The 23,339-nt window shown below is 72.3% G+C and carries 20 protein-coding genes; 2 read left to right on the top strand and 18 right to left on the bottom strand.

Annotation, left to right across the window (positions count from 1 at the left end):
- Positions 1-51: 51 nt before the first annotated feature.
- Entirely contained in the window at positions 52-2,202 is a 2,151-nt protein-coding gene (locus HOO61_RS08465) for an MMPL family transporter (protein ID WP_172258295.1), read from the top strand.
- Between the two features lie 12 nt (positions 2,203-2,214).
- On the opposite strand, the gene map is transcribed toward HOO61_RS08465, so the two are convergent.
- The 6 genes from map to HOO61_RS08435 all read right to left on the bottom strand — a co-directional run bounded on the left by map (position 2,215) and on the right by HOO61_RS08435 (position 8,254).
- Positions 2,215-2,985, bottom strand: a complete 771-nt coding sequence (map, locus tag HOO61_RS08460; protein WP_172258294.1) for a type I methionyl aminopeptidase — start codon at positions 2,983-2,985, stop codon at positions 2,215-2,217.
- A 10-nt stretch (positions 2,986-2,995) separates the two neighbouring features.
- Entirely contained in the window at positions 2,996-3,697 is a 702-nt protein-coding gene (locus tag HOO61_RS08455; RefSeq protein WP_172258293.1) for a hypothetical protein, read from the bottom strand.
- Between the two features lie 50 nt (positions 3,698-3,747).
- Positions 3,748-4,980, bottom strand: a complete 1,233-nt coding sequence (locus HOO61_RS08450) for an ROK family protein (RefSeq protein WP_172258292.1) — start codon at positions 4,978-4,980, stop codon at positions 3,748-3,750.
- A gap of 8 nt (positions 4,981-4,988) precedes the next feature.
- The gene (locus tag HOO61_RS08445; RefSeq protein WP_172258291.1) at positions 4,989-6,269 is read right to left on the bottom strand and encodes a sugar ABC transporter permease; all 1,281 of its coding nucleotides are present in this window, start codon (positions 6,267-6,269) and stop codon (positions 4,989-4,991) included.
- A 20-nt stretch (positions 6,270-6,289) separates the two neighbouring features.
- Complete coding sequence (locus HOO61_RS08440; protein ID WP_172258290.1) at positions 6,290-7,066, bottom strand: ATP-binding cassette domain-containing protein; 777 nt, start codon at positions 7,064-7,066, stop codon at positions 6,290-6,292.
- Positions 7,067-7,156: 90 nt separating this feature from the next.
- Positions 7,157-8,254, bottom strand: coding sequence for a substrate-binding domain-containing protein (locus HOO61_RS08435; RefSeq protein WP_172258289.1), 1,098 nt, complete (start codon positions 8,252-8,254; stop codon positions 7,157-7,159).
- A gap of 203 nt (positions 8,255-8,457) precedes the next feature.
- Here HOO61_RS08435 and aceB point away from each other — a divergent pair, with 203 nt between their 5' ends.
- On the top strand, positions 8,458-10,038 hold the full coding sequence (aceB, locus tag HOO61_RS08430) for a malate synthase A (RefSeq protein ID WP_172258288.1): 1,581 nt from the start codon (positions 8,458-8,460) through the stop codon (positions 10,036-10,038).
- Here aceB and HOO61_RS08425 read toward each other — a convergent pair.
- The 12 genes from HOO61_RS08425 to HOO61_RS08370 form a co-directional block, all read right to left on the bottom strand.
- On the bottom strand, positions 9,995-11,392 hold the full coding sequence (locus tag HOO61_RS08425; protein WP_172258287.1) for a guanine deaminase: 1,398 nt from the start codon (positions 11,390-11,392) through the stop codon (positions 9,995-9,997). The two genes, aceB and HOO61_RS08425, sit on opposite strands and share 44 nt — an antisense overlap.
- Positions 11,389-12,216: a xanthine dehydrogenase accessory protein XdhC gene (gene xdhC, locus HOO61_RS08420; RefSeq protein WP_172258286.1), complete on the bottom strand. Its 828-nt coding sequence runs from the start codon at positions 12,214-12,216 to the stop codon at positions 11,389-11,391. Before xdhC ends, HOO61_RS08425 begins: the two co-directional genes overlap by 4 nt.
- Position 12,217: 1 nt before the next feature.
- Positions 12,218-14,593 (bottom strand): xanthine dehydrogenase molybdopterin binding subunit, encoded by a 2,376-nt coding sequence (gene xdhB / locus HOO61_RS08415; protein ID WP_172258285.1) that lies wholly within the window; start codon positions 14,591-14,593, stop codon positions 12,218-12,220.
- Positions 14,590-15,972, bottom strand: coding sequence for an FAD binding domain-containing protein (locus HOO61_RS08410; RefSeq protein ID WP_172258284.1), 1,383 nt, complete (start codon positions 15,970-15,972; stop codon positions 14,590-14,592). The genes xdhB and HOO61_RS08410 overlap by 4 nt, the downstream gene beginning before the upstream one ends.
- 130 nt (positions 15,973-16,102) lie before the next feature.
- Positions 16,103-16,942, bottom strand: coding sequence for a bifunctional allantoicase/(S)-ureidoglycine aminohydrolase (locus HOO61_RS08405; RefSeq protein WP_172258283.1), 840 nt, complete (start codon positions 16,940-16,942; stop codon positions 16,103-16,105).
- A complete protein-coding gene (allB, locus tag HOO61_RS08400; RefSeq protein ID WP_367650082.1) occupies positions 16,939-18,279 on the bottom strand; it encodes an allantoinase AllB in 1,341 nt (446 codons plus the stop codon). The genes HOO61_RS08405 and allB overlap by 4 nt, the downstream gene beginning before the upstream one ends.
- 2 nt (positions 18,280-18,281) lie before the next feature.
- Positions 18,282-18,602 (bottom strand): hydroxyisourate hydrolase, encoded by a 321-nt coding sequence (gene uraH / locus HOO61_RS08395; RefSeq protein WP_172258282.1) that lies wholly within the window; start codon positions 18,600-18,602, stop codon positions 18,282-18,284.
- The gene (gene uraD / locus HOO61_RS08390; RefSeq protein WP_172258281.1) at positions 18,602-19,141 is read right to left on the bottom strand and encodes a 2-oxo-4-hydroxy-4-carboxy-5-ureidoimidazoline decarboxylase; all 540 of its coding nucleotides are present in this window, start codon (positions 19,139-19,141) and stop codon (positions 18,602-18,604) included. The genes uraH and uraD overlap by 1 nt, the downstream gene beginning before the upstream one ends.
- A complete protein-coding gene (gene pucL / locus HOO61_RS08385; RefSeq protein WP_172258280.1) occupies positions 19,138-19,992 on the bottom strand; it encodes a factor-independent urate hydroxylase in 855 nt (284 codons plus the stop codon). The genes uraD and pucL overlap by 4 nt, the downstream gene beginning before the upstream one ends.
- Before the next feature lie 3 nt (positions 19,993-19,995).
- A complete protein-coding gene (locus HOO61_RS08380; protein ID WP_172258279.1) occupies positions 19,996-21,252 on the bottom strand; it encodes an aldolase in 1,257 nt (418 codons plus the stop codon).
- 20 nt (positions 21,253-21,272) lie between these two features.
- On the bottom strand, positions 21,273-21,593 hold the full coding sequence (locus HOO61_RS08375) for a hypothetical protein (protein WP_172258278.1): 321 nt from the start codon (positions 21,591-21,593) through the stop codon (positions 21,273-21,275).
- An 11-nt stretch (positions 21,594-21,604) separates the two neighbouring features.
- Positions 21,605-23,317 (bottom strand): sodium:solute symporter family protein, encoded by a 1,713-nt coding sequence (locus HOO61_RS08370; RefSeq protein ID WP_172258277.1) that lies wholly within the window; start codon positions 23,315-23,317, stop codon positions 21,605-21,607.
- Positions 23,318-23,339: the final 22 nt, after the last annotated feature.

Here is a 23,339-nt window from a genome sequence, read left to right as displayed (position 1 = left end):
CGGGGCTATTACCGATGCGCGGATCGGCTCGCGCCTGTTCGACTGGGGGTCATGCACCGACAGATCGCCGGGTCCCTCACGGGCCGCATCACGAAGTGGGTCGTCCTCGCCGTCGCCGTGGTCATCACCGGTTTCATGGGGATGTTCTCGACCCAGCTCGCCGACGTCCAGAACAACGAGGCATCGTCATGGCTGCCCGAGTCGGCCGAGTCGACCCAGGTGCTGGAGGAGCTGTCCGAGTCGGTCGACCCCAACGACATCCCGACCCTGGTGGTCTACCACCGCGACGGCGGGCTGACCGAGGAGGACCTCGCCCAGATGGAGGCCCACGGGCCGGAGATGGCCGAGCTGGACGGCGTCACCGAGGAGGGCGTGCTGACACCCGCGGCCGCCGAGGCCGCCGCCGCGCAGGGCGCACCGGTGCCGACGCTCGTGGCCGACGACGGCGAGGTCGCCTACCTCTACTTCGTGCTCAACTTCGGCGCCGACGGGTGGAACGCCATCCCCGACGCCGCCGACGAGATCCGCGACATCGCCACGCTCGACGGCGGCGAGGTGCACCTCGCCGGCTTCGGCGGACAGGCGGCCGACTCGGCCGAGGCGTTCGAGGGCATCGACACCGACCTGATCTTCGCCACGCTCGCCGTGGTGATCGTCATCCTGCTCTTCACCTACCGCAGCCCCGTGCTGTGGCTGCTGCCGATCATCTGCGCGGTCGTCGCCAACACGATCGCGACCGGCCTGGTGTACCTGCTGGCGAAGCACGCCGGTCTCACCGTCAACGGGCAGAGCCAGGCGATCCTCAGCATCCTGGTGATCGGGGCAGGCACCGACTACGCCCTGCTGCTCGTCGCGCGCTACCGCGAGGAGCTGCGCCGGCACGCCGACCGCCACGACGCGATGGCCTTCGCGCTGCACCGGGCCTCGCCGGCGATCCTCGCGAGCGCCGCGACCGTGGCGGTCGGCATGCTCTGCCTGTCCTTCGCCGAGCTCAACTCCACTGCCGGCCTCGGTCCGGTCGCCGCGATCGGCGTCGTCGTGACGATGGTGGTCATGCTCACGCTGCTCCCCGCCCTCCTGGTGATCTGCGGGCGCTGGGTGTTCTGGCCCAAGCGCCCCGCCTTCGGCAGCGCCGAGCCCACCGCCGACGGCCTCTGGGCCGGTGTCGGCCGCCGGATCAGCCACCGCCCGCGCCGGGTCTGGGTGACCACCACCGGGCTGCTGCTGCTCGCCTGCCTCGGCCTGTTCCGCCTCGACACCGCTGGGCTCGCGACCGAGGACACCTACACGAAGGAGTTCGACTCCATCAAGGGGCAGAAGCTGCTCGAGGAGCACGGACTGTCCGACAACTCCAACACCATCCAGGTCGTCACCGCCGCCGACCGTGCGAACGACGTGGTCGCCTCGCTCGAGGGGATCGACGGCCTCGGCGAGGCGGGCGACGTCCAGCCGCTGGGCGACGGGCGCGCATGGTTCGAGGCCACCATCGACGCCGACATCTCCTCCACCACCGCCGCTGACATCGTGGAGTCCTCGCGCGACGCCGTGCACGCCGTCGACGGTGCCGACGCACTGGTGGGTGGCGGTTCGGCGTTCTACCTCGACACCAAGATCGCCTCCGTGCGGGACAGCTGGGTAATCATGCCGCTGGTGCTGCTCGTGGTGCTGCTGATCCTCATCGGCCTGCTGCGCGCGCTGGTCGCGCCCCTCATCCTCATCGCCACCGTCGTGCTGTCCTTCGGCGCGGCGCTGGGCATCTCGGCGCTGCTGTTCGAGTACGTCTTCGGCTTCGCCGGTTCCGACCCCGGGTTCCCGCTCTTCGCGTTCGTGTTCCTCGTGGCGCTCGGCATCGACTACAACATCTTCCTGATGACCCGGGTGCGGGAGGAGACCATGCAGCACGGCACGAGGCGCGGCTCGCTGATCGCCCTCGCCTCCACGGGCGGCGTGATCACCTCGGCCGGCGTCGTCCTGGCGGCGACGTTCCTCGTCCTGGGATCGTTGCCGCTGGTGTTCCTCGCCGAGCTCGGTGTGGCCGTCGCCCTCGGCGTCATGCTCGACACCCTGGTGGTGCGGTCCGTGCTGGTGACGGCCCTCAACCTCGACCTGGGCGGCAAGATCTGGTGGCCCAGCAAGCTCGACCGCGACGACGCCCCGCTCACCGCCGAGGAGGCGGAGGCCCCCCTGGAGACGGTGCACTAGCGAGAGGGTGCACTAGCGAGGGAGGGTCAGGACCTCCGCGCCGTCCTCGGTGATGGCGATGGTGTGCTCGCTGTGGGCCGTCAGGCAGCCGGTCGAGCTGCGGAGCGTCCACCCGTCGTCGTCGGTGACGAGCTCGTCGGTGTCGGCCATGATCCACGGTTCGAGCGCCAGCAGCAGGCCGGGGCGGAGCTTGTAGCCCCGACCCGGTCGGCCGTCGTTGGACACGTGCGGGTCCTGGTGCATCGTGGTGCCGATGCCGTGGCCGCCGAACTGCATGTTGATCGGGTAGCCGGCGTCGCCGAGGACCGTGCCGATCGCGTGGGACAGGTCCCCGATCCGGGCACCGGGGCCCGCAGCGGCGATGCCGGCCGCCAGCGCCCGCTGGGTGGTCTCGATCAGCTCGACGCTCCCGGCCGGGCGGCTCTCCCCCACCACGAAGCTGATGGCGGAGTCGGCGGCCACCCCGTCGAGGCGGACCGCGAGGTCGAGGGTGAGCAGGTCGCCGTCCGCGAGGCGCTGGTCACGCGGTCGACCGTGCAGCACGGCGTCGTTGACCGCCGTGCAGACGTAGTGGCCGAAGGGACCGCGACCGAAGGACGGGGCGTAGTCGACGTAGCAGGACTCGGCGCCGGCCTCGCGGATCATCTCGGCCGTCCAACGGTCGAGGTCGAGCAGGTTGGTGCCGACCTCGGCGCGCGAGCGCAGCGTCTGCAGGATGTGGGCGACGAGGGCGCCGGTGCGACGGGCGCGGTCGACCTGGGCCTGGGTGAGGATCTCGATCATCGCGGGCTCATCATCTCAGTCCCAGCCTCGCACATCGCTTCCGCGTGGACCCGCTGCACAGGTCGTCGAGGGTCATGATGCCCTCCGCGACGAGCACGGAGGTGAGGGTGTCGACGGTGACCTCGCTGTCGGTGTAGAGCCAGGACTCCACGCCGTCGACGTCCACACCCCCCTCGACGGGGTTGTCGGCGAGGTAGGCGACAGCCAGGTCGGCCGCCCGGTCGCTCATCGGCCCGGTCGGGACGTAGGTCATCGACTGCTCCTTGCCCAGGACGACGTCGCGGGCGGCCTCGACGTCGGAGCCCGACCGGCCGGTCGGCGCGCCGCCCTCCAGGCCGACGAACCGGTCGGAGCCCGGGACGAGCTCACCGAGCGACACGACCGGGAGGTCTCCCCCCGTGAGCGTCGCGAGGTCGTCCGGGTCGACCGGCACCACGACGACGACGTCCGCCGACGCGGCCTCGGCCTGACGGGCCTGGCTCTTCTGGGTGGCGGCGTCGCCCTCCGCGTCGTACACCCGCACGCGGCACTCGTCGCACGTGGCCTCGACGCGGTCGGTGAGCCGTTCGACGTCGACCACCCGCGACGAGGCGTCACCGGCGTCGTCGACGAGGACGGCGATCGTCGGCTCGTCGCCGGCGCAGCCCGACAGGAGCGGGGCGACGACGAGGGCGGCGGTGAGGAATCGGGTGAGGAGTCGGGCGCGGAGCATCCCGAGGAGGTTATCGGCTGGCCCACCGGGAACGGCGTCGGCGGGGCCACTCATCCGGCCAGGCGCGTGCCGACGCCGACCAGGGCCGTGCCCAGGGCGGCGACCGGGTCGACGAACAGCGGCTCCAGGGCGATCTCCGCGGCTCCCAGCAACGACGAGTCCGAGCCCAGCCCCGGCAGGGTCAGCGTCACCGACTCGAGGGGCGCGGGGAGTGCGCGGTCGGCGAGACCGGCCTCGATCTCGGGACCCACCAGCGCGTAGAGCGAGCGGAAGTAGCCGCCGAGCACGACCTGGCGGGGGTTGAAGACGTTGACGATGCTGGCGATCCCGTGGCCCAGGGCGCTCCCGGTGGCACGGAGCGCCGCCGACGGCTCCCCGAACCCGGCCAGCACCTCGTCGAGCTGGGCGACCTTGTCGACCGGGCAGTCGATGGCCTCGGCGATGGCGTGGGCACCGACCTCGGTCTCCCAGCAGCCCCGGTTGCCGCAGTGGCACTCGCGACCCGCCGGGTTGAAGCGCAGGTGGCCCACCTCCCCGGCATATCCCGCGGCACCCTCGAGCCGGACGCCACCGGTGATGACGCCGGCTCCGACGCCGACGTTGCCGGAGAGGTAGATCAGGTCGTCCACCCCGACGGCCACCCCCCGCACGTGCTCGGCGAGCGCGCCCAGGTCGGCGTCGTTGGCGATCGACACCGGCACGTCGAGGCCGAGGGCGGCCAGGACGATCCCGCCGAAGGACACGTCGTGCCACTCGAGGTTGGGGGCGAGGCGGATCAGGCCGTCGCTGCTGCGCACCAGGCCCGGGACGCTGATCCCGATGCCGACCAGCTGGGCTGCGTCGGGGACGCCCTCGACGACGCAGCGGATCAGCCCGGCGACGGCCGCGCCCACCTGCCACGCCTCACCGTCGCTGCGCACGGGGGCCTGCGCCCGCTGGAGCACCCGCCCACCGAGGCCGATGCGCGCCACCACGGCGCGGTCCACCCCGAGGTCGACGGCGATCACGAACGGGCCCTGCTCCGCGATGCGCACCCCCGCAGACGGGCGACCGGCGCCCTGGCGCGGGGTCCCCTCCACGGGGAGGGCGCGCTCGGTGATGCCGAGTGCCTCCAGCTCGTTGACCAGTGCGGCAATGGTGCTGCGGTTGAGGCCCATGAGGCCGGTCAGCTCGGCGCGCGAGATCTGGCCGGCTCCGTGGACGTGCCGCAGGACGGTCCCGAGGTTGTGGCGACGCGCGAGCTCCTGGTTGGTCCCCAGGCCCGGGCGCCGGCGGGTGGTCATGTCGGGCCCTACACGCCGGCGGAGGAGCGACGACGCCGCGAGATGGCGTCGACGCTCGCAGCGAGCAGCAGCACGCCTCCCGTGACCAGGAAGTTGATGTAGCTCGCCTGGTTGAGCAGTCCGAGGCCGTTGGGGATCGTGGCGATGACGAGGCCGCCGACGACGGCGTCGAGGGCTCGGCCACGGCCGCCGAAGAGGCTGGTGCCGCCGATGACCGCGGCGCCGACGGCGTACAGCAGCTCGTTGCCGCCACCGGATCCCGGCGAGACCTTGCCGGTGTAGGAGGCGGCAAGCAGGCCGCTGATGGCGGCCATGCTCGAGCAGATGACGAAGGCCATGATCCGCACGCGGCGCACGTTGATGCCGGCGCGCCGTGCCGCCTCGGCGTTGCCGCCGACCGCGTAGAGGTGGCGACCGAAGCGGGTCTTGGTCAGGATGAACGTCCAGAAGAGGAGCAGCGCGATCACGACGGGGGCGACCCACGGGATGCCGGCGATGGTGAACAGGTCCGGGTTGGGCGCGCGGTTGGCGCTCAGGAGGGCGGTCAGGCCGAGCACGATCACCGCGAGGACGGCGATCTGGATGACGACCAGACCGAGGGGCTTGTGGACCAGCCCCTTCGCCGAGAGCGAGCGGTAGCGCCACAACGAGAGCGCCGCGAAGCCCACGACGATCAGGATCGCAGCGATCCAACCCGCGGTGACCGGGACGTTCTTGATCGACAGACCACGCAGGACCTCGTCGTTGAAGCGCAACGACCCACCCGAGCCGATGAGCCGCAGCGGCACCGCCTGCAGGGCGAGGAAGAACGCGAGGGTCACGACGAACGACGGGATGCCCAGCATCGACACGAGCGCACCGATGGCGAGCCCGATGAGCGCGCCGCAGGCGATGCCGGCGAGCGTCGCCATCCACCAGGTCCAGTCGTAGTCGATGAGCATCAGCGCGATGATCGTGGCCGAGGCGCCGCCCGCGACGCCGGCGGACAGGTCGATCTCGCCGATCAGCAGGACGAAGACGATGCCCATGGCCAGGACGATGATCGAGCCGGCCTGGATGACCAGGTTGGCCATGTTGTAGGTCGTCAGGAACCGGTCGTTGAGCGAGGCGAACACGACGAAGAGGAAGACCAGGCCGAGTATCGCGGGCAGGGAGCCCATGTCGCCGCCGCGCAGGCGGTTGACGTAGTCGCGGGCCGAGTCACCGATGGTGGCGGCCTGCCGGTTGTCGTTGTCGAAGCCGCTGGGGGCGGGGCTGGGAACGGACGCGGTGTCGGTGTCAGTGGTCATGGTGGGGTCTCCGGTCCTTCTCAGACGTCCGCGGTCAGGGGGTTCTCGGCGATGCCGAGGTCCCCGGAGCGTCCGGCGGTGATGAGCTCGACGATCTGGCTGTGCGTCACGTCCTTGGCCGGGACGTCGGCCGCCACCCGGCCGAGGTAGAGCGCGGTGATCCGGTCAGCGACCTCCAGGACGTCGCCCATGTTGTGCGAGATCAGCACCACGCCCAGGCCGCGGTCGGCGAGCCGGCGTACGAGGTCGAGGACCTGTCGCGTCTGGGCCACACCGAGGGCCGCGGTGGGCTCGTCGAGGAGGACGACCTTGGAGTTCCACAGGACCGCCTTGGCGATGGCCACGGTCTGACGCTGACCGCCGGAGAGACTGGCGACGCTCTGGCGCACCGACTTCACGGTTCGTACGGAGAGCGAGGCGAGGGTCTCGCGGGCACGGGTCTCCATGGTGACCTCGTCGAGGCCGAAGCGGCTGGTCTCCTCGCGCCCGAGGAACATGTTCTCGACGATGTCGAGGTTGTCGCACAGGGCGAGGTCCTGGTAGACGATCTCGATGCCGAGGGCGGCCACGTCGCGCGGCCCGTGCACGTCGACCTCCTTGCCCTCGAAGAGGTACTCCCCGCTGTCGCGGCCGTAGATGCCGGCGATGATCTTGACGAGGGTGGACTTGCCCGCACCGTTGTCGCCGACGAGCGCGGTGACCTGTCCGGGATAGACGGCGAAGTCGACGTCGTGCAGCACGTGCACCACACCGAAGCTCTTGTTGACGCCGCGCAGCTCGAGCAGCGGTTCAGGCATTGACCTACTCCGATCCAGAGAATTTGTTGTCCGCGTCGCGGAACGGCATCCGGGTCGCGCACGACCCGGACACCGCTCCGCACGAGGCGATCAGGAGATGCCGGCCTCGGCGCACAGGTCGGCGAAGTCGCCGGTGCACACGTCCTCGGCCTTCTGGCCCCCGTCCTCAATCACGTCACCGACGTTGTCCTTGGTGATGGACTGCGGCTCGAGCAGGATCGAGGGGACGTCGCGGCCACCCTCGCTGTCCTCGGTCGTGCCGGTCGTCTCGGCCTCGTCGCCGTTCACCAGCGCGATCGCGGCGTCGGCCAGCGCGCCCGCCTCCTGCGTGGCGGACTTGTAGACCGTCATGCACTGGGTGCCGGCGAGGACGTTCTGCAGGCCCTCGACCGTCGCGTCCTGGCCGGTGACCGGGACCTTGCCGGCCTGGCCGTTGCCCTCGAGGATGCTGATCGCGGCACCGGCGAGGCCGTCGTTGGCCGCGAGGACGCCGTCGACCTTGCCGTCGGCAGCGGTGTAGAGCTGCTGGAAGATCGTGGCAGCCTCCTCGTTGTCCCAGTCCGGCACCGCCTGCTCACCGACGACGGTGTAGTTGCTGATCTCGTCGAGCACGCTGTGCGCGCCCTCGGAGAACAACGTGGCGTTGTTGTCGGTGGGTGAGCCGTTGAGGTAGACGATGTTGGCCTTCTTGTCGCCGAGGCAGTCCGCGAGGCCCTGGCCCTGCAGTTCGCCCACGACGGTGTTGTCGAAGGACACGTAGTACTCCGCCGAGCCGCCGAGGGTCAGGCGGTCGTAGTCGATGGTCGCGACGCCCTGCGAGGCGGCCTTCTCCTGGATCGCAGCGCCCGACTCGGAGTCGAGGTTGACGATCGCGAGGACCGTCACGCCGTCGCCGATCATGGTGTCGGCGATCTGGGTCATCCGCTCCGCGTCACCCTCGGCGTTCTGGATGTCGTAGTCGACGCCGGCCTCGTCGAAGGCCGCCTCGAGGGCGGGGCGGTCCGCGCTCTCCCAGCGCACCGAGGACTCGGTGTCGGGGAGGATGACGCCGATCTTGCCGGCCGCCTCGCCGCCACCGCCGCTGTCGCTGCCGCTGTCACTGCCGCTGTCGCTGTCGTCGCCGCAGGCGGTCAGCGCCATCGAAAGTCCGAGCAGGGGGACGAGGACCAAACTGTGCTTCCGCTTCACGCGAACCGCCTCCTAGCGATCTGTCGTACGTCGGCTGCCGCTCAGCGCGGAGGCGCGTACATATGTTGTTCCACGCAACATATGGAGTGATCACCGTCACGTCCAGATCGATGGACCCGCTGTTGCCGGTTCGTTACCAAAACGGGGTGCGGAGGCCCCTGTGGACTGGACCACCCACCCGCCGTGAGGGCTAGCGTGGCGCCATGACCGGCCTCGACGTGTCCGCCCCGCCCGTGCCGCGGTCGGAGGAGGTGCTCACGCCCGAGGCGCTCGCCTTCGTGGCCGACCTCGACGCCCGGTTCCACGACCGGCGCGACGAGCTGCTGGCGGCGCGTCGGACCCGGCGGGCGGAGGTCGCGCGGACCGGCCGGCTCGACTTCCTGCCCGGGACGGTGGACGTGCGCGCCGCTGCGTGGACCGTCGCCCCGGTGCCCGACGACCTGCGCGACCGCCGCGTCGAGATCACCGGCCCGACCGACCCCAAGATGGCGATCAACGCCCTCAACTCGGGCGCGCGGGTGTGGCTCGCCGACCTTGAGGACGCCAACACCCCGCACTGGCGCAACGTCGTGGGCGGACAGCTGACGCTCCGCGACGCCGTACGCGGGCAGCTCACCTTCACCTCACCCGAGGGCAAGCAGTACGCCGTCGCGGACCCCGCGCACGCGCCGGTGATCCTCCCCCGCCCGCGCGGCTGGCACTTCGACGAGGCCCACCTCACCGCCGACGGCCGGCCGGTGGTCGCCGCGCTGGTCGACTTCGGGCTCCACTTCTTCCACAACGCCCGCGAGCTGCTCGCCGCCGGGAGCGGTCCCTACTACTACCTGCCCAAGCTGGAGTCCCACCTCGAGGCGCGGCTGTGGGACGACGTCTTCACCCACGCCGAGGCGACGCTCGGTGTGCCGCACGGATCGGTGCGGGCGACCGTGCTGATCGAGACCATCACGGCCGCATTCGAGATGGACGAGATCCTCTGGGAGCTGCGCGACCACGCTGCGGGCCTGAACGCCGGCCGGTGGGACTACCTGTTCAGCATCATCAAGAACTTCCGCGACGCCGGCCCCGGCTTCACCCTCCCCGACCGCAACGCGGTGACCATGGCGGCCCCGATGATGCGCGCCTACAGCGACCTGCTCGTGCAGACCTGCCACCGCCGGGGCGCCTTCGCGATCGGCGGGATGGCGGCCTTCATCCCGAGCCGTCGCGACCCCGAGGTCAACGAGCGCGCCTTCGCCAAGGTGCGCGAGGACAAGACCCGCGAGGCCCGCGCCGGCTTCGACGGCTCCTGGGTGGCCCACCCCGACCTCGTGCCGGTCTGCCAGGAGGTCTTCGACGCCGTCCTCGACGACCGTCCGAACCAGCTCGACGTGCTCCGTGACGACGTGTCGGTCGCCGCTGACGACCTGCTCGCGGTCGGAGAGACGCCCGGTGAGCGCACCGAGGCCGGGCTGCGCGGCAACGTGCGGATCGGCATGCAGTACCTCCACGCCTGGCTGTCGGGCAACGGCGCGGCCGGCATCGACAACCTCATGGAGGACGCGGCCACCGCGGAGATCTCGCGCTCGCAGGTGTGGCAGTGGGTCAACAACGGCGCCACGCTCGACACCGGCGAGGTGGTCACGCGCGAGCTCGTCGAGCGGCTGGTGGCCGAGGAGCACGAGGCCCTCGCCGGCGCGGTGAACGACGACGCCCGCCGGCTCTTCGTCGACTGCGCGCTCGGGGAGCACTTCCCCGACTTCCTCACCCTGCAGGCGTACGACGTCCTGCTGGCGCGGGGCGACTGACCGGCCGGCTGACCGGGCTGCCGACGGGGCGCACGAACCCGCCCGAGGCCACCTGGTCGCCCCCGACCCACACGTCGGCGACGTCGGCGTCGCCGGCGAGCGCGAACACCTTGCCGAGCGCCTCCTCCGGCGACCCGGCGTGCCGCAGCCCGATGTCGAGCGCGGTGCCGACCGGTGGCCGCACGCAGATCGCGTCGAACTGCTTGCCGGGGCTGAGGTCGCCCGTCACGTCGCCGAGGCCGAGGGCCGCCGCGCCGGCCGCGGTGCTGAGGTGGAGGAGGTGGCCGGCGGCGAGCGGCAGCCCGTCGGCGCCGAGCAGGTGCTGCAGGAAGTAGGCCTGCAGGCCCTCCTTGAAGATCGAGAACCCGGTGCCCGCGCCGACGTCGCTGCCGAGCGCCACGCGCACGCCGGCCGCGACGTGCCGGCGCAGGGAGAACATGCCCGAGCCCAGGGCGGCGTTGCTCGTCGGGCAGTAGGCCACGGCGGTGCCCCGGGCGGCCAGCACGGCGAGCTCGGCGTCGGTCGGGTGGACGTTGTGCGCCAGCACCGAGCAGCCGCCGAGGAGCCCGTGGTGGTCGTAGGTGTCGACGTAGTGCTCGCGGTGCGGGAACTGGTCGGCGACCGTGGCCACCTCGGCGTTGTTCTCGTTGACGTGCGAGGTGAAGCAGGCGCCGTCGACGACGGAGAGGACGTCGGCGCAAGCGGCCAGGATGTCGTCGGAGGCCGACAGCGCGAAGCGCGGCGTGACGGCGTAGCGCAGCCGACCGCGCCCGTGCCAGTCCTCCGCCAGGCGCACGGCCTCGTCGTGCGACCGCTCCGCCGTGGTCAGGAGCGGCTCGGGCAGCACCCGGTCGCTGACGACCAGCCCGCTCGTGATCCGCAGCCCGAACCGCTCCGCCTCGGCGAACAGGGCGTCGACGGCGGGCGCGAAGTGGGAGCCGAAGACCAGCGACGTCGTCGTCCCCGCGGCGATCAGCCCGGCGACGAGCTCACCGGCCACCGTGGCGGCGTACGTCGTCGACGCGAGGCGCTGCTCCTCCGGCAGGGCGCACCGCTCGAGCCACTCCAGCAGCGGCATGCCGAGGGCGCCGATGATGCGCACCTGGGGGAAGTGGACGTGGGTGTCGACCAGGCCGGGCAGGAGCAGCCCCGACCGCAGGTCGATCACCGGCGCTGCGGGGTGTGCGGCGGCGACCGCGGCGAAGGGGCCGCGCTCGGTGATCACACCGTCGTCGGACACCGCGAGGCCGAGGTCGTCGTCGTAGCGGAAGGCCGGGCCGCCGGTGGTGAACGGGTCGTCGGGGGCGTCGTAGGCGCGGGCCCGGTAGACGACCCCGGCCCCTCGAACGGTCACCGGAGGGACCGCGCGGGGTCGGCCGCGAGGAGGTCCATCAGCTCGGCCGCCACCGAGACGGCGATCGCGGCCGGCACCTTTGACGTGGAGCTGGAGGAGGGCCCGGACAGCCCGATGGGGCAGCGGACGCGGGCGATGGTCGCCTGGTCGTGGCCCTCCACCGCCAGGCCGGCGCGGAAGCGGGCCCACTTGGCGGCCGACCCGATCAGCCCGATCGAGCCGAGGTGGGTGCAGCGCAGCGCCGCGTCGCAGAGGGCGAAGTCCTCGGCGTGGTCGTGGGTCATCACCAGCAGGTGGGTGCCGGCCGGGACGGCTCCCAGCGCCAGCTCCGGCACCGGTGAGTGGTGGACCCGCACCCGCGCCTCGCCGTCGGCCGGCAACGCCAGCCGGTCGTCGTCGAGCAGTCCGGGACGGGAGTCGACGAGGTGCAGGTCGAGGTCGTGGGCCGCGAGGATGCGGGCCAGCTGGAGGCCGACGTGGCCGACCCCGAAGATCGCGACGGACCCGACCACGGGCAGCGGCTCGAGCAGCAGGGTGACCTCACCGCCGCAGCACTGGCGGCCGTGGTCGGTGCGGGCCTTGTCGGTGAGGCCGAGGACGAGCTGCTCGGGGACGTCGGTCCCCTCCGCGAGCATCGCCCGGGCGCGGGCGAGGGCGGTCTCCTCGAGGTTGCCGCCGCCCACGCTGCCCCACGACCGGTCGCCCGCGACGACCATCTTGGCGCCGGCGTCGCGGGGCGCGTGCCCGCGGACCTCCACGACGGTCACCAGCACCCCCGCCTGCCGCTGCTCCCGCAGCCGCTCGACCGCTCCCAGCCAGTGCACGTCAGGCCTCCCCCGCCGCGTGCGCGGCCTGCTCGGACCGTGGGTGCAGGGCCGGCGCCGCCGGGTCGGGCCGGTCGGGCACCGCGCCCGGCAGGCCCTCGACGACGTGGTGGGTGACCGCGCTCCGGGCTCGCTCGGCCGCCCAGAACACGGCCTCAGGCGTGGCCGGGGAGGCGAGCTCGACGGAGATGCCGTCGGGTCCGAACGCCGCGACCGCCTCGCGCAGCGCCTCCCGCACCGCGAAGGCGAGCATGAGCGGCGGCTCGCCGACCGCCTTCGAGCCGTAGACGACGCCGTCCTCGTGGGCGTGCTCGAGCAGGGCGACGTGGAGCTCCTCGGGCAGCTCGCCCAGGCTCGGGAGCTTGTAGGTGCTCGCGGACTGCGTGGTCAGCCGGCCGCGCCCGGGGCCGTCGGACTCGTCCCAGCGCAGGTCCTCCATCGTCAACCACCCCACGCCCTGCACGAAGCCGCCCTCGACCTGGCCGATGTCGACCAGCGGGGAGAGGCTGTCTCCCACGTCGTGCACGATGTCGACCCGCACGGTGCGGTGGGCGCCGGTGAAGCCGTCGACCTCGACCTCCGCTGCCGCGACCCCGTAGGCGAAGTACTTGAACGGGTGGCCGCTCATCAGCGTGGAGTCCCAGTGGATGCCCTCGGTCCGGTAGAAGCCGGCCGCCCACAGCTGCACCCGGCTGAAGTAGGCCTCGCGCACGAGCTCCTCCCACGGGAGGCCGCGCCCTGCGTCGACGTCGCGCAGGCGTGCGAGGACCTGCTCGCAGGCGTCCTTGACGGCGCCACCGTTGAGGTCGGTGCTGGAGCTCGCCGCGGTCGCCGACGTGTTGGGCACCTTGTCGGTGCGGGTGGGTGCCACGCGCACCTTGTCGAGGGGTACGCCGAGGGTGGTGGCGGCGACCTGCAGCATCTTCGTGTGCAGGCCCTGGCCCATCTCCGTGCCGCCGTGGTTGATCAGCACCGAGCCGTCCTTGTAGACGTGCACGAGAGCGCCGGCCTGGTTGAAGGCGGTGAAGTTGAAGGAGATGCCGAACTTGACCGGCGTCACCGTGAGGCCGCGCTTGCGGTGGGGGTGGGCGGCGTTGAAGGCCGCGACCTCGGCGCGACGGCGTACGACGTCTCCGGTGGCGAGCACCTGCTCCCACGCGGCGGCGAGCCGCCCGGGGTGGCGCACCACCTGGCCGTAGGGCGTGGCCTGACCGTCCACGTAGAAGTTGCGGCGGCGCAGGTCGACCGGATCGATCCCGAGCAGCGGGGCGCAGCGGCCGAGGATGTCCTCGACGACGAGCATCCCCTGCGGCCCGCCGAAGCCGCGGAAGGCGGTCTGCGAGGTCTTGTGCGTGCGCGCCACCCGGCCGTGCAGGAGCACGTGCGGGATCCAGTAGGCGTTGTCGACGTGGCACAGCGCCCGGGCGAGCACCGGCTCGCTGAGGTCGAGGCTCCAGCCGCCGTCGGAGGTCAGGGTCGCCTCGAGCGCCGTCAGCCGGCCGTCGTCGTCGAAGCCCACGCGCCACTGGGCGTGGAAGCCGTGGCGCTTGCCGGTCATCGTCATGTCGTGGGTGCGGCTCAGGCGCAGGCGCACGGGGCGTCCGGTGAGGACGGCACCGAGCGCGGCGACAGCGGCGAACCCGTGCGGCTGCATCTCCTTCCCGCCGAAGCCGCCGCCCATCCGCAGGCACTGCACGGTGACGTGGTGGCTGTCGAGGCCGAGCACGTGCGCCACGATCTCCTGCGTCTCGCTCGGGTGCTGCGTGCTGCTCTGCACGAACACCTGGCCGGCCTCGTCGACGAGCGCCAGCGAGGCGTGGGTCTCGAGGTAGAAGTGCTCCTGCCCGGCCATCTCGGTGACGCCGCTGAAGACGCGGGCGGCGCCGGCCAGGCCCGCCTCGACGTCGCCGCGAGCGATGACCGGCCGGCCGCCCTGGAAGTGCTCGGCCTCGATCGCCTCGGCGAGCGACACGATGGCGGGCAGGGGCTCGTAGTCGACCTCGACCGCCGCCGCCCCCAGCCGGGCGGCCTCGAGGGTGTCGGCCAGCACCCAGCACACCGCGTGCCCGACGAACATCACGATCTCGGGGAAGAGCGGCTCGTCGTGCTTCACGCCCGCGTCGTTGGTGCCCGGCACGTCGTCGGCGGTCAGCACGCGCACGACGCCCGGGACGGCGAGCGCGGGCGCGGCGTCGAGCCGGGTGACCCGGGCGTGCGCGTGCGGAGAGCAGACCGGGTGCGCGTGCAGCACGTGGGGCGTGCGGTGCACCAGGTCGTCGGTGTAGAGGGCGTGGCCGGTGACGTGGAGGGCCGCGCTCTCGTGGGGCAGCGCGAGCCCGACGACAGCGTCGTCGGGGCGGTCGGAGAGGCGGCTCACGACTCCCCCTCCTCGTCCCACCAGGCCCGTAGCGCGTTGCCCAGCATCGCCGAGCGGTAGGCGGCGCTGGCGCGCTGGTCGTCGATGGGCGTGCCCTCCCCCGCCAGCACCGCCGACGCGGCCTCGACGGTCTCCCCGATCCACGGCCGGCCCTCGAGGGCCGCCTCGGTGGCGCGGGCCCGCAGAGGGGTGGCGGCGACGCCGCCGAGGCCGATGCGCGCCCTCACGACGGTGCCGTCGACGACGTCGACCGCGGCTGCGACCGCGACGCTGGAGATGTCGTCGTAACGCCGCTTCGCGATCTTGCGGAAGGTGGTGCGCCCGGCCAGCGGCGTCGGCACCCGGACGGCGCGGATGAGCTCGCCGACCCGCAGCACGGTCTCGCGGTAGCCGGTGAAGAATTCGGACAGCGCAACCTCCCGGTCCCCGGTGGTGGACGTCAGCACCAGCGACGCGTCGAGCGCGAGCAGGGCGGGCGCGAGGTCGCCGATCGGCGACGCGGTGGCGAGGTTGCCGCCGATGGTGGCGCCGTTGCGGATCAGCGGCGAGGCGAAGAGCGGCCACACCTCGGCGAGCAGCGGGACGGTGTCCCCGAGCGCGTCCTCGACCTCGGCGAGGGTCAGCGCGGCACCGATATCGACGGGGCCGTCGGTCGAGACCTGGCGCAGCTCGGGCAGCCGGTCGACCGCGACGACGTACGACGCCCGGCGACCGCGCAGGTTTGCCTCCACGCCCCAGTCGGTGGACCCGGCGACCACCACCGCGTCGGGGTGCTCGGCGAGCAGCGCGAGGGCCTCGCCGAGGTCGGCGGGACGGGCGAAGCCCTCGACCCGGGTGGGTACGGCGTCGGGCGCGGGCCGCGCCTGCCGCTCGGCCAGCGGGTCCGCGGGCGCCGGGGCTTCGAGCGCGCGCGCCGCGTCGCGGATCGGGCGGTAGCCGGTGCAGCGGCAGAGGTTGCCGGCAATCGCGTGCAGGTCGAAGCCGTCGGGCCCCTCCCCGCGGTCGGGCCGGTAGTACTCCGCGGCCATGGAGCAGGCGAAGCCGGGCGTGCAGTAGCCGCACTGGGAGCCGCCTCCCGCAGCGAGCCCGGCCTGCACCGGGTGCAGGTGCTCGGGCGTGCCGAGGCCCTCGGCGGTGACGACCTCCTGCCCGTCGAGCGCGAGCGCCGGCACCAGGCACGCGTTGACCGGCGTCCACCGGCTCCGCGCCCCGGCGGGGCGCGCGACCATCACCGCGCAGGCGCCGCACTCCCCCTCCGCGCACCCCTCCTTGGCGCCGGTGAGCCCGAGGCCGCGCAGGAAGTCGAGCGCGTTGGTGTGGGTGGGCGTGCCGGCGAGCGGGCGTGGCTGCCCGTTGACGGTGACCTGCGGATCCGGCACGTGCTCTCCCCTCGGGCAAGCGCTTCTGCGCGTGGCGTGGTGCGGCGCATGGTTCAGGGAGTCACGGGCCGCCGGTTGTCCATGCCGAACGACGACCTGCCACCGTCCATGCTACGTGACCCGGGTCACATCAGGGGTGCAGCCGCGGGTGCCGGTTGACGTCCTTGTAGAGCAGGTAGCGGAACCGCCCGGGCCCGCCGGCGTAGCAGGCCTGCGGGCAGAAGGCGCGCAGCCACATGAAGTCGCCCGCCTCCACCTCGACCCAGTCCTGGTTGAGCAGGTAGACCGCCTTGCCCTCCAGGACGTAGAGCCCGTGCTCCATCACGTGGGTCTCCGGGAACGGGATGGCTCCGCCCGGCTCGAAGCTCACGATGTTGACGTGCATGTCGTGGCGCACGTCGAGCGGGTCGACGAAGCGCTGCGTGCCCCAGGCGCCGCCGGTGTCGGGCATCGGCTCGACCGCCACATCGTCCTCGTGCACCACGAACGGCTCGGGCACCTCCACGCCGTCGACGCGTTCGTAGGCCTTGCGGATCCAGTGGAACGTCGCGCTCGACGCGCTCGTGTTGCGCAGCGTCCACGTCGTGCCGGGCGGGAGGAAGGCGTACGTCCCGGCGCGCATCGCGTGCACCTCTCCCCCGGCCTCGTCGCCGACGCGGAGCTCGGCGGCCCCGTCGACGACGAAGAGCACCGACTCCGCGTGGGGGTCGGCGTCGGGCCGGTCCGACCCCCCGCCCGCCGCCACCTCGACGACGTACTGGCTGAAGGTCTCGGCGAAGCCCGACAGCGGGCGGGCGATGACCCAGAGGCGGGTGTCGTCCCAGTGCGGCAGCCGGCTGGCGGTGATGTCACTGAGCGTGCCGCGCGGGATGACGGCGTACGCCTCGGTGAAGACCGCCCGGCCCGACTGCCCGGTGGTCAGGTCGGTCTGCGACGGCAGCCCGCCCCGCGGGACCCAGTAGCTGCTCATGCACCCCTCCTCAGCAGTCGTCCCCGTGGTCCGGCCGCCAGGTCGACCGGACGCCCGCGCAGCCAGGTGGCCCGCACGGTGCCGGTGAGCGTACGCCCGGCGTAGGGCGAGACCGGGTTCTTGTGGTGCAGCGCGGCGGGGTCGACGATCCAATGCTCGTCGGGCGCGAACACGCAGAGGTCGGCGTCGGCGCCGACGGCGATCTCGCCCTTGCCGGCCAGGCCGACGCGTCGGGCCGGCGCGGTGGCCATCCAGCGCACCACGTCGGTGAGGGGTACGCCCCGCTCGCGGGCGCCCGTCCAGACGACGGGCAGGCCCAGCTGGAGCGAGGCGATCCCGCCCCAGGCTGCGGCGAAGTCGCCGGTGTCGCGGGCCTTGAGGTCGGCGGTGCACGGCGAGTGGTCGGTGACGACGAGGTCGATGTCGCCCTGTACGAGCGCCTGCCACAACGCCTCGCGGTTGGCGGTGCCGCGGATCGGCGGGCAGCACTTGAGCTCGGTGGCGCCGTCGGCGATCGTCGCCGCGTCGAAGTGGAGGTAGTGGGGGCAGGTCTCCACCGTGACGTCGACGCCGTCGGCCCGCGCGGCCCGCAGGGTCGGCACCGCCCCGGAGGCACTGAGGTGCACGACGTGGGCCCGCCCGCCGGTGCGGCGGGCCGTGTCGACGACGAGCCGGATCGCTCGCTCCTCCGCCGCGTCGGGCCGGCTCTCCAGGAAGCCGCTGTACGCCGTGCCGTGGGCGCACTCGGCGATCTCGTCGGCGTCCTCGGCGTGCACGACCATCAGCGAGCCGATCCGCGCGGTCTCGGCCATCGCGTCGGCGAGCTCGCCCGGCGCGAGGTGGGGGAACTCCTCCACTCCGGAGTCGAGCAGGAAGCACTTGAAGCCGAGGACCCCGGCCTCGTGGAGCGGGCCCAGGTCGGCGACGTTGCCCGGCACGGCGCCGCCCCAGAAGCCGACGTCCACCCACACCTGGTCGGCTGCGACGCGGCGCTTCTCCTCCAGCGCCGCGACCGTCGTGGTGGGCGGGATGCTGTTGAGCGGCATGTCGACGATCGTGGTGACGCCGCCGGCCGCCGCGGCCCGGGTGGCGCTGGCGAAGCCCTCCCAGTCGGTACGGCCCGGCTCGTTGACGTGGACGTGGGTGTCGACCAGCCCCGGCAGCAGCACCTCGTCGTCGGCCAGCACGACCACCTCGGCACCGCCCGCGTCCGCGTCCACCGCCCCGACCTCCACGACGACGCCGTCGCGCACGCGCACCGACGCCGCCCGCTCGACCCCTCCGACGACGGCGCGGGCCGCCCGGACGAGGGTCTCGGGCCCGGCCTCCTCGGCCACGCTCAGCTGCCCCGGTAGGTGGAGTAGCCGAAGGGGCTCAGCAGGAGGGGCACGTGGTAGTGCCCGTCGTCGCCGACGGTGAACGTGACCACGACCTCGGGGTAGAAGGCGGTCTCGCCCCGAGCGGCGAACCACCCGCCCGTGTCGAACCTGAGGACGTGGTCCTCGGCGACGAGGTCGGCGGCCAAGGAGCCGACGCGCCCGTCGGCGTCGGTGACCGCCTCGGCGAGGACGTTCCCGTCGGCCGCCTCCAGGGTGATGCGCAGGCCCTCGGCCGGCCGGCCGGCCGCGGTGTCGAGGACGTGGGTGCTCAACGACGCCATCAGGACACTCCCTCCTCTGGGTTTCCGCTCGTCTCCCCCATTGGCTCCCCCAGCTGCTCCCGCATCCGCAGGACCGCGATCTCGGTCAGCTGGTCGATCGTGGCGGCGCGCTCGAGGCCGTCGCTGTTGTCGAGGCGCTGCTGCAGGTGCTCGAGGATGTCGTGCCCGTCGCGTCCCGCCGCCCGGACGATGAACACCCGGCCGAAGCGCTCCTCGTAGGCCCGGTTGCCCTCCGCGAGCCGGCGGGCGAGGTCGGCGTCGTCCCGGTCGACGCCGGACTGCTCGCGCGTCGAGTGGGCCGCGTCGTGCCGGTCAGCATCGGCGCGCTCGCCGATCCTCGGGTGCCGGGCCAGCGCCTGCTCGAGCTCCTCGTCGGAGATGGCCGCCGACGCCGCAACCATGGCGGCCTCGACCTCGCCGACGGTCTCGTAGGGCCGTCCGGCCACCACGCGGTCCGCCCACAGGGGCGCGTCGAGGCAGGTGAGCAGCAGCCCGCGGGCGTCGTGGTCGGTCAGGGCGTTGAAGCGCGCGACGCTCATCGGTCCTCCCGCACGACCACGGCCTCGATCAGCCCGTAGGGCCGGTCGGCGGCGATGAAGACCTCGCCCGGGTTGTTGAGCCCGAACGGCTCGAGGTCGACGAGGTGGTGGTGCTTGTTGGGCGCCGTGAAGCCGATCGACTCGATGTCGTCGTGGGCCTCGAGCACGACGCGTCCCATGGCGTAGAGGGTCTCCTGCAGGGCCCGGCTGTAGGTCGTGGCGAACGTCTCGAGCAGCAGCGCCCGCACCGACTCGTACGTCGTGCTCCAACCGGGCCGCGCGCCGTCGCGGTAACGCCACTCGGCGCGAAGCGCGGTCGCGAGGATGCGGTCGTCGGCGTCGGACAGCGTCGTGTAGTCGTCGCGGAGGAAGCCCTTGAACTCCGAGCCGGTGGACTTCAGCACCACCATGTCCTTGAGCCCGGACGTGACCGCGGCACCGGCCGCCGTCACCTCCACCACCGAGGTGCGCACCTCGCCACCGCGACGTACGAACGCGTGGTCGTGGCCGAAGCCGTTGACCGGGATCCGGTCCCACGCGTACTCCTCGACCTGCACCACGGCACCTCCTGCGGCCGACGTGGCCTCGAGAAGCCGACTGCCGAGCGCGATCGCGTAGTCCTCGGGCGAGTCGACGCCGTGCTTCTTCGCGAAGGCGAAGGCGGTGTTCTTCTGCGTGTCGGTGGGCAGCACGTGCGACTGGTCGCCGTCGGTGTGCGCCGCGGTGAAGTCGCCGTAGAGCGCCGTCGACACGTTGAGGTCCCTGATCTGGTGGCGCTCGGTGTCGCGCACGATGCGCACGACGCGTGACTCCGCCTTGCCGTAGCGGTTCGGTCCCAGCACGATCCCCATGCCTCAGCCTGCCTCTCCGTGGGCGCGGTGCGCCAGCCGTGCGAGCCGGTGCGCGTCCAGCCCGGTCCTCCCGGTCACCTCGTCCTGCGACAGGGCACCGCAGTCGGTCCCGCGCAGCAGGAAGTCCGCGAGCGCCCGGGCGGTCGCCGGCTCGTCGAGGATGCCGGAGTCGCGGCGCTCCACGTAGGTGCGCAGCCGGTCGGCCGCGGACGCGAGCCCGTCGCGGTAGAAGCCGAACGTCGCCGCGAACCGCGTCGACAGCTGCGCCGGGTGGAGGTCCCACCCCTGGTAGAAGCCGCGCTCCAGCGACCGGCGTACGAGCCGCAGGTGGTTGGCCCACGCGGCGGTGACCTCGTCGGGGCCACCGACCGGCAGCACGTTGGTGGAGCCGTCGGAGAGGCGTACGCCGGTGCCGGCCGCGGCCGCCTGCATGACCGCCTTGGCGTGGTCGGCGACGGGGTGCTCGAGGCTCTGGTGGGCCGCGGCGATGCCGCAGGCGGCGGAGTAGTCGTAGGTGCCGTAGTGCAGGCCGGTGCAGCGACCGGCCGAGGCGTGCACCATCCGTGCGACGAGCGCGCTCCCGTCGGGACCGAGGATCGACTGCGGCGTCTCCACCTGGATCTCGAAGCGCAGGGTGCCGTCGTCGAGCCCCAGCTCGGGCTCGAGCCGCGCCGCCACGTGGACGAGCGCCTCCACCTGCTCCACCGCGGTGACCTTGGGAAGCGTGACGACGAAGCCCTGCGGCAACGGCCCGTGCTCGACGAGCCCGGCGAGGAAGAGCGTCAGGGTGCGTACGCCGCGGGCCCGGGTCGGCGCCTCGAACCCCTTGAACCGGATGCCGGTGAACGGTGCCGCCGCCCCGCCGTCAAGCGCGGCACGCAGGTCGCCCGCCGCGCGTCGTACGTCGCCGTCCTCCTCCTCGTCGGGCCGGGTGCCGTAGCCGTCCTCGAAGTCGATGCGCAGGTCCTCGACGGGCTCGCGCCCGAGCTTCGCGCGCACCAGCGACAGCAGGTCGCGATCCCCGTCGAGGAGCGCGAGCAGGCGGTCCTCGTGCTGCTCCACCGCGGCGAGCGCCGCCGCGCCGTGGTCGCCGACCAGGCCAGGGTGGAAGCGGTCGGCCGGGACGTACACCGTGTGCACGGGCTGGCGCCCGGCGCGCTCACCCGGGTAGTGGGCCGCGAGTGCCGCGTCGACGTCGGCGAGGCGTGCGTCGAGGTCGCGCGCCAGACCATCGACGAGGTGGTCGAGGTCCGGACGCATGTCGGCACCCTAGACCCGGGTCAGTGCGACGGGGGGCGCTTCCGCTGCGGGGCCGGGCGGGTCGGGTCGTCGTCGGGCCGGTCGACGTCCTGGGGCACCACGACCGGCCGCCAGCGAGCCCAGCCGATGAAACCTGCGGCGAACGCGATCAGCGCCAGCCCGGTCCAGAGGTTGGCGTTGACGCCCCCGGTCTTGGCCGGTTCGTGCTCGCCCAGCAGCCCGGCGAGCACGAGGATCACGCCGTAGATGCCCATCAGGGCGCCGATGATGTTGCGGATGTCGAACGCACCGGCCTTGCGCGGAGCGTCTGTGGTCCCGGACTTCCCGGACGTGTCGGTCATGGTGGCCCCTCTCAGAAGGCGAAGTTGAGGACGATGACCATCGCGAGCGAGATGCCGGCGAGCGGCAGCGTGCGACGCCACCAGGGGTACGACGCCTCGTTGGGGTCGGTGCGGTCCTCGCGCGGCGTCTCGGAGTAGACCAGGCCCTTCAGCTCGGAGGCGGGCTTGGGCTTCGTCACCAACGAGACCACCACGCTCAGCACGATGTCCACCACGAACGCGACCGACGCCGCGAGGAACGCCACCCCCTGGCCCGAGAGCTCGAAGACACCGGCTGCCGCTGTCCGGTCGACCGCGACGGCCGACAGTGTGCCCGCGACGAGACCCACCCAGCCGGCGGTCGGGGTCATCCGCTTCCAGAACATGCCCAGGATGAACGTCGCGAAGAGCGGCGCGTTGAAGAACCCGAACAGCGTCTGCAGGTAGTTCATGACGTTGTCGTAGCCGAGCGCGATCTGAGCGGTGAAGATCGCGATCACGGTCGCCCCCACGGTGGCCAGCCGGCCGATCCGCAGGTAGTAGTCGTCGGAGTGGTCCTTGCGGATGTAGCGCTGCCACAGGTCGTAGGAGAAGACCGTGTTGAAGGCGGAGATGTTGGCCGCCATGCCGGCCATGAAGGCCGCGAGGAGACCGGCGATCGCGAGGCCGAGCAGGCCGTTGGGCAGCGTGTCGCGCATCAGGAGCAGCAGCGCGTCGTTGTAGGCGACCCCTTCCCCGGACGCGCCGCCCTCGGGACTGCCGCCGTTCTTGAGGTCGATCATCTCCCTGACCAGGACGGCGGAGATCATGCCGGGAACGATCACGATGAACGGGATGAACATCTTGGGGAAGGAGCCGATGATCGGCGTCTTCCGGGCGGCGGAGATCGAGTCGGAGGCCATCGCCCGCTGGACCTCGACGAAGTTGGTCGTCCAGTAGCCGAAGGACAGGACGAAGCCGAGCCCGAACACGATGCCGATGACCGACAGGAGCGGGGAGTCGAAACCGGAGAGCGCCTGTCCCGGCCACGCGTTGAGCTGGTCGGCCGCTGGTGGCGCCTCCGAGGCGGAGGACGCTCCCTCCGAGGCAGCGGCGATCTTGTCGGTCAGCCCGTCCCACCCGCCGACGCGGTGCAGGCCGATCAGGGTGAGCGGCAACAGGGAGGCCACGATCACGAAGAACTGCAGCACCTCGTTGTAGATCGCCGCACTCAACCCGCCGAGGGTGATGTACGACAGCACCACGACGCCCGCCACGATCAACGCGATCCAGATCTCCCAGCCGAGCAGGGCACGCACGATCCCCGCGAGGAGCGCGAGGTTGACGCCCGCGATCAGCAGCTGTGCGACCGCGAAGCTGATCGCGTTGACCAGGTGCGCGCCGGTCCCGAACCGTCGGAACATGAACTCCGGCACGGAGCGCACCTTCGAACCGTAGTAGAACGGCATCATCACGACGCCGAGGAACAGCATCGCCGGGACCGCGCCGACCCAGAAGTAGTGGAACGTCGGCAGGCCGAGCTCGGCGCCGTTGGCCGACATGCCCATGATCTCGACGGCGCCGAGGTTGGCGGAGATGAACGCCAGGCCGGTCACCCACGCCGGGAGCGAGCGTCCGGAGAGGAAGAAGTCGATCGAGTCCGACACGGACCGCCGGGCCATCACGCCGATGCCGAGCACGAAGCCGAAGTAGATCGCGACCAGCAGGTAGTCCAGCCAGTTCGCGTCGATCAGGGTGTCGGACACGCGTGCCTCCCGAGCGTCAGCG

Origin of the sequence: Nocardioides sp. zg-1230 (assembly GCF_013155335.1) — a bacterium.
GTDB lineage: Bacteria > Actinomycetota > Actinomycetes > Propionibacteriales > Nocardioidaceae > Nocardioides.
The sequence above is the reverse complement of the archived record's forward strand: the minus strand, read 5'-3'. Positions and strand labels throughout refer to the sequence as shown.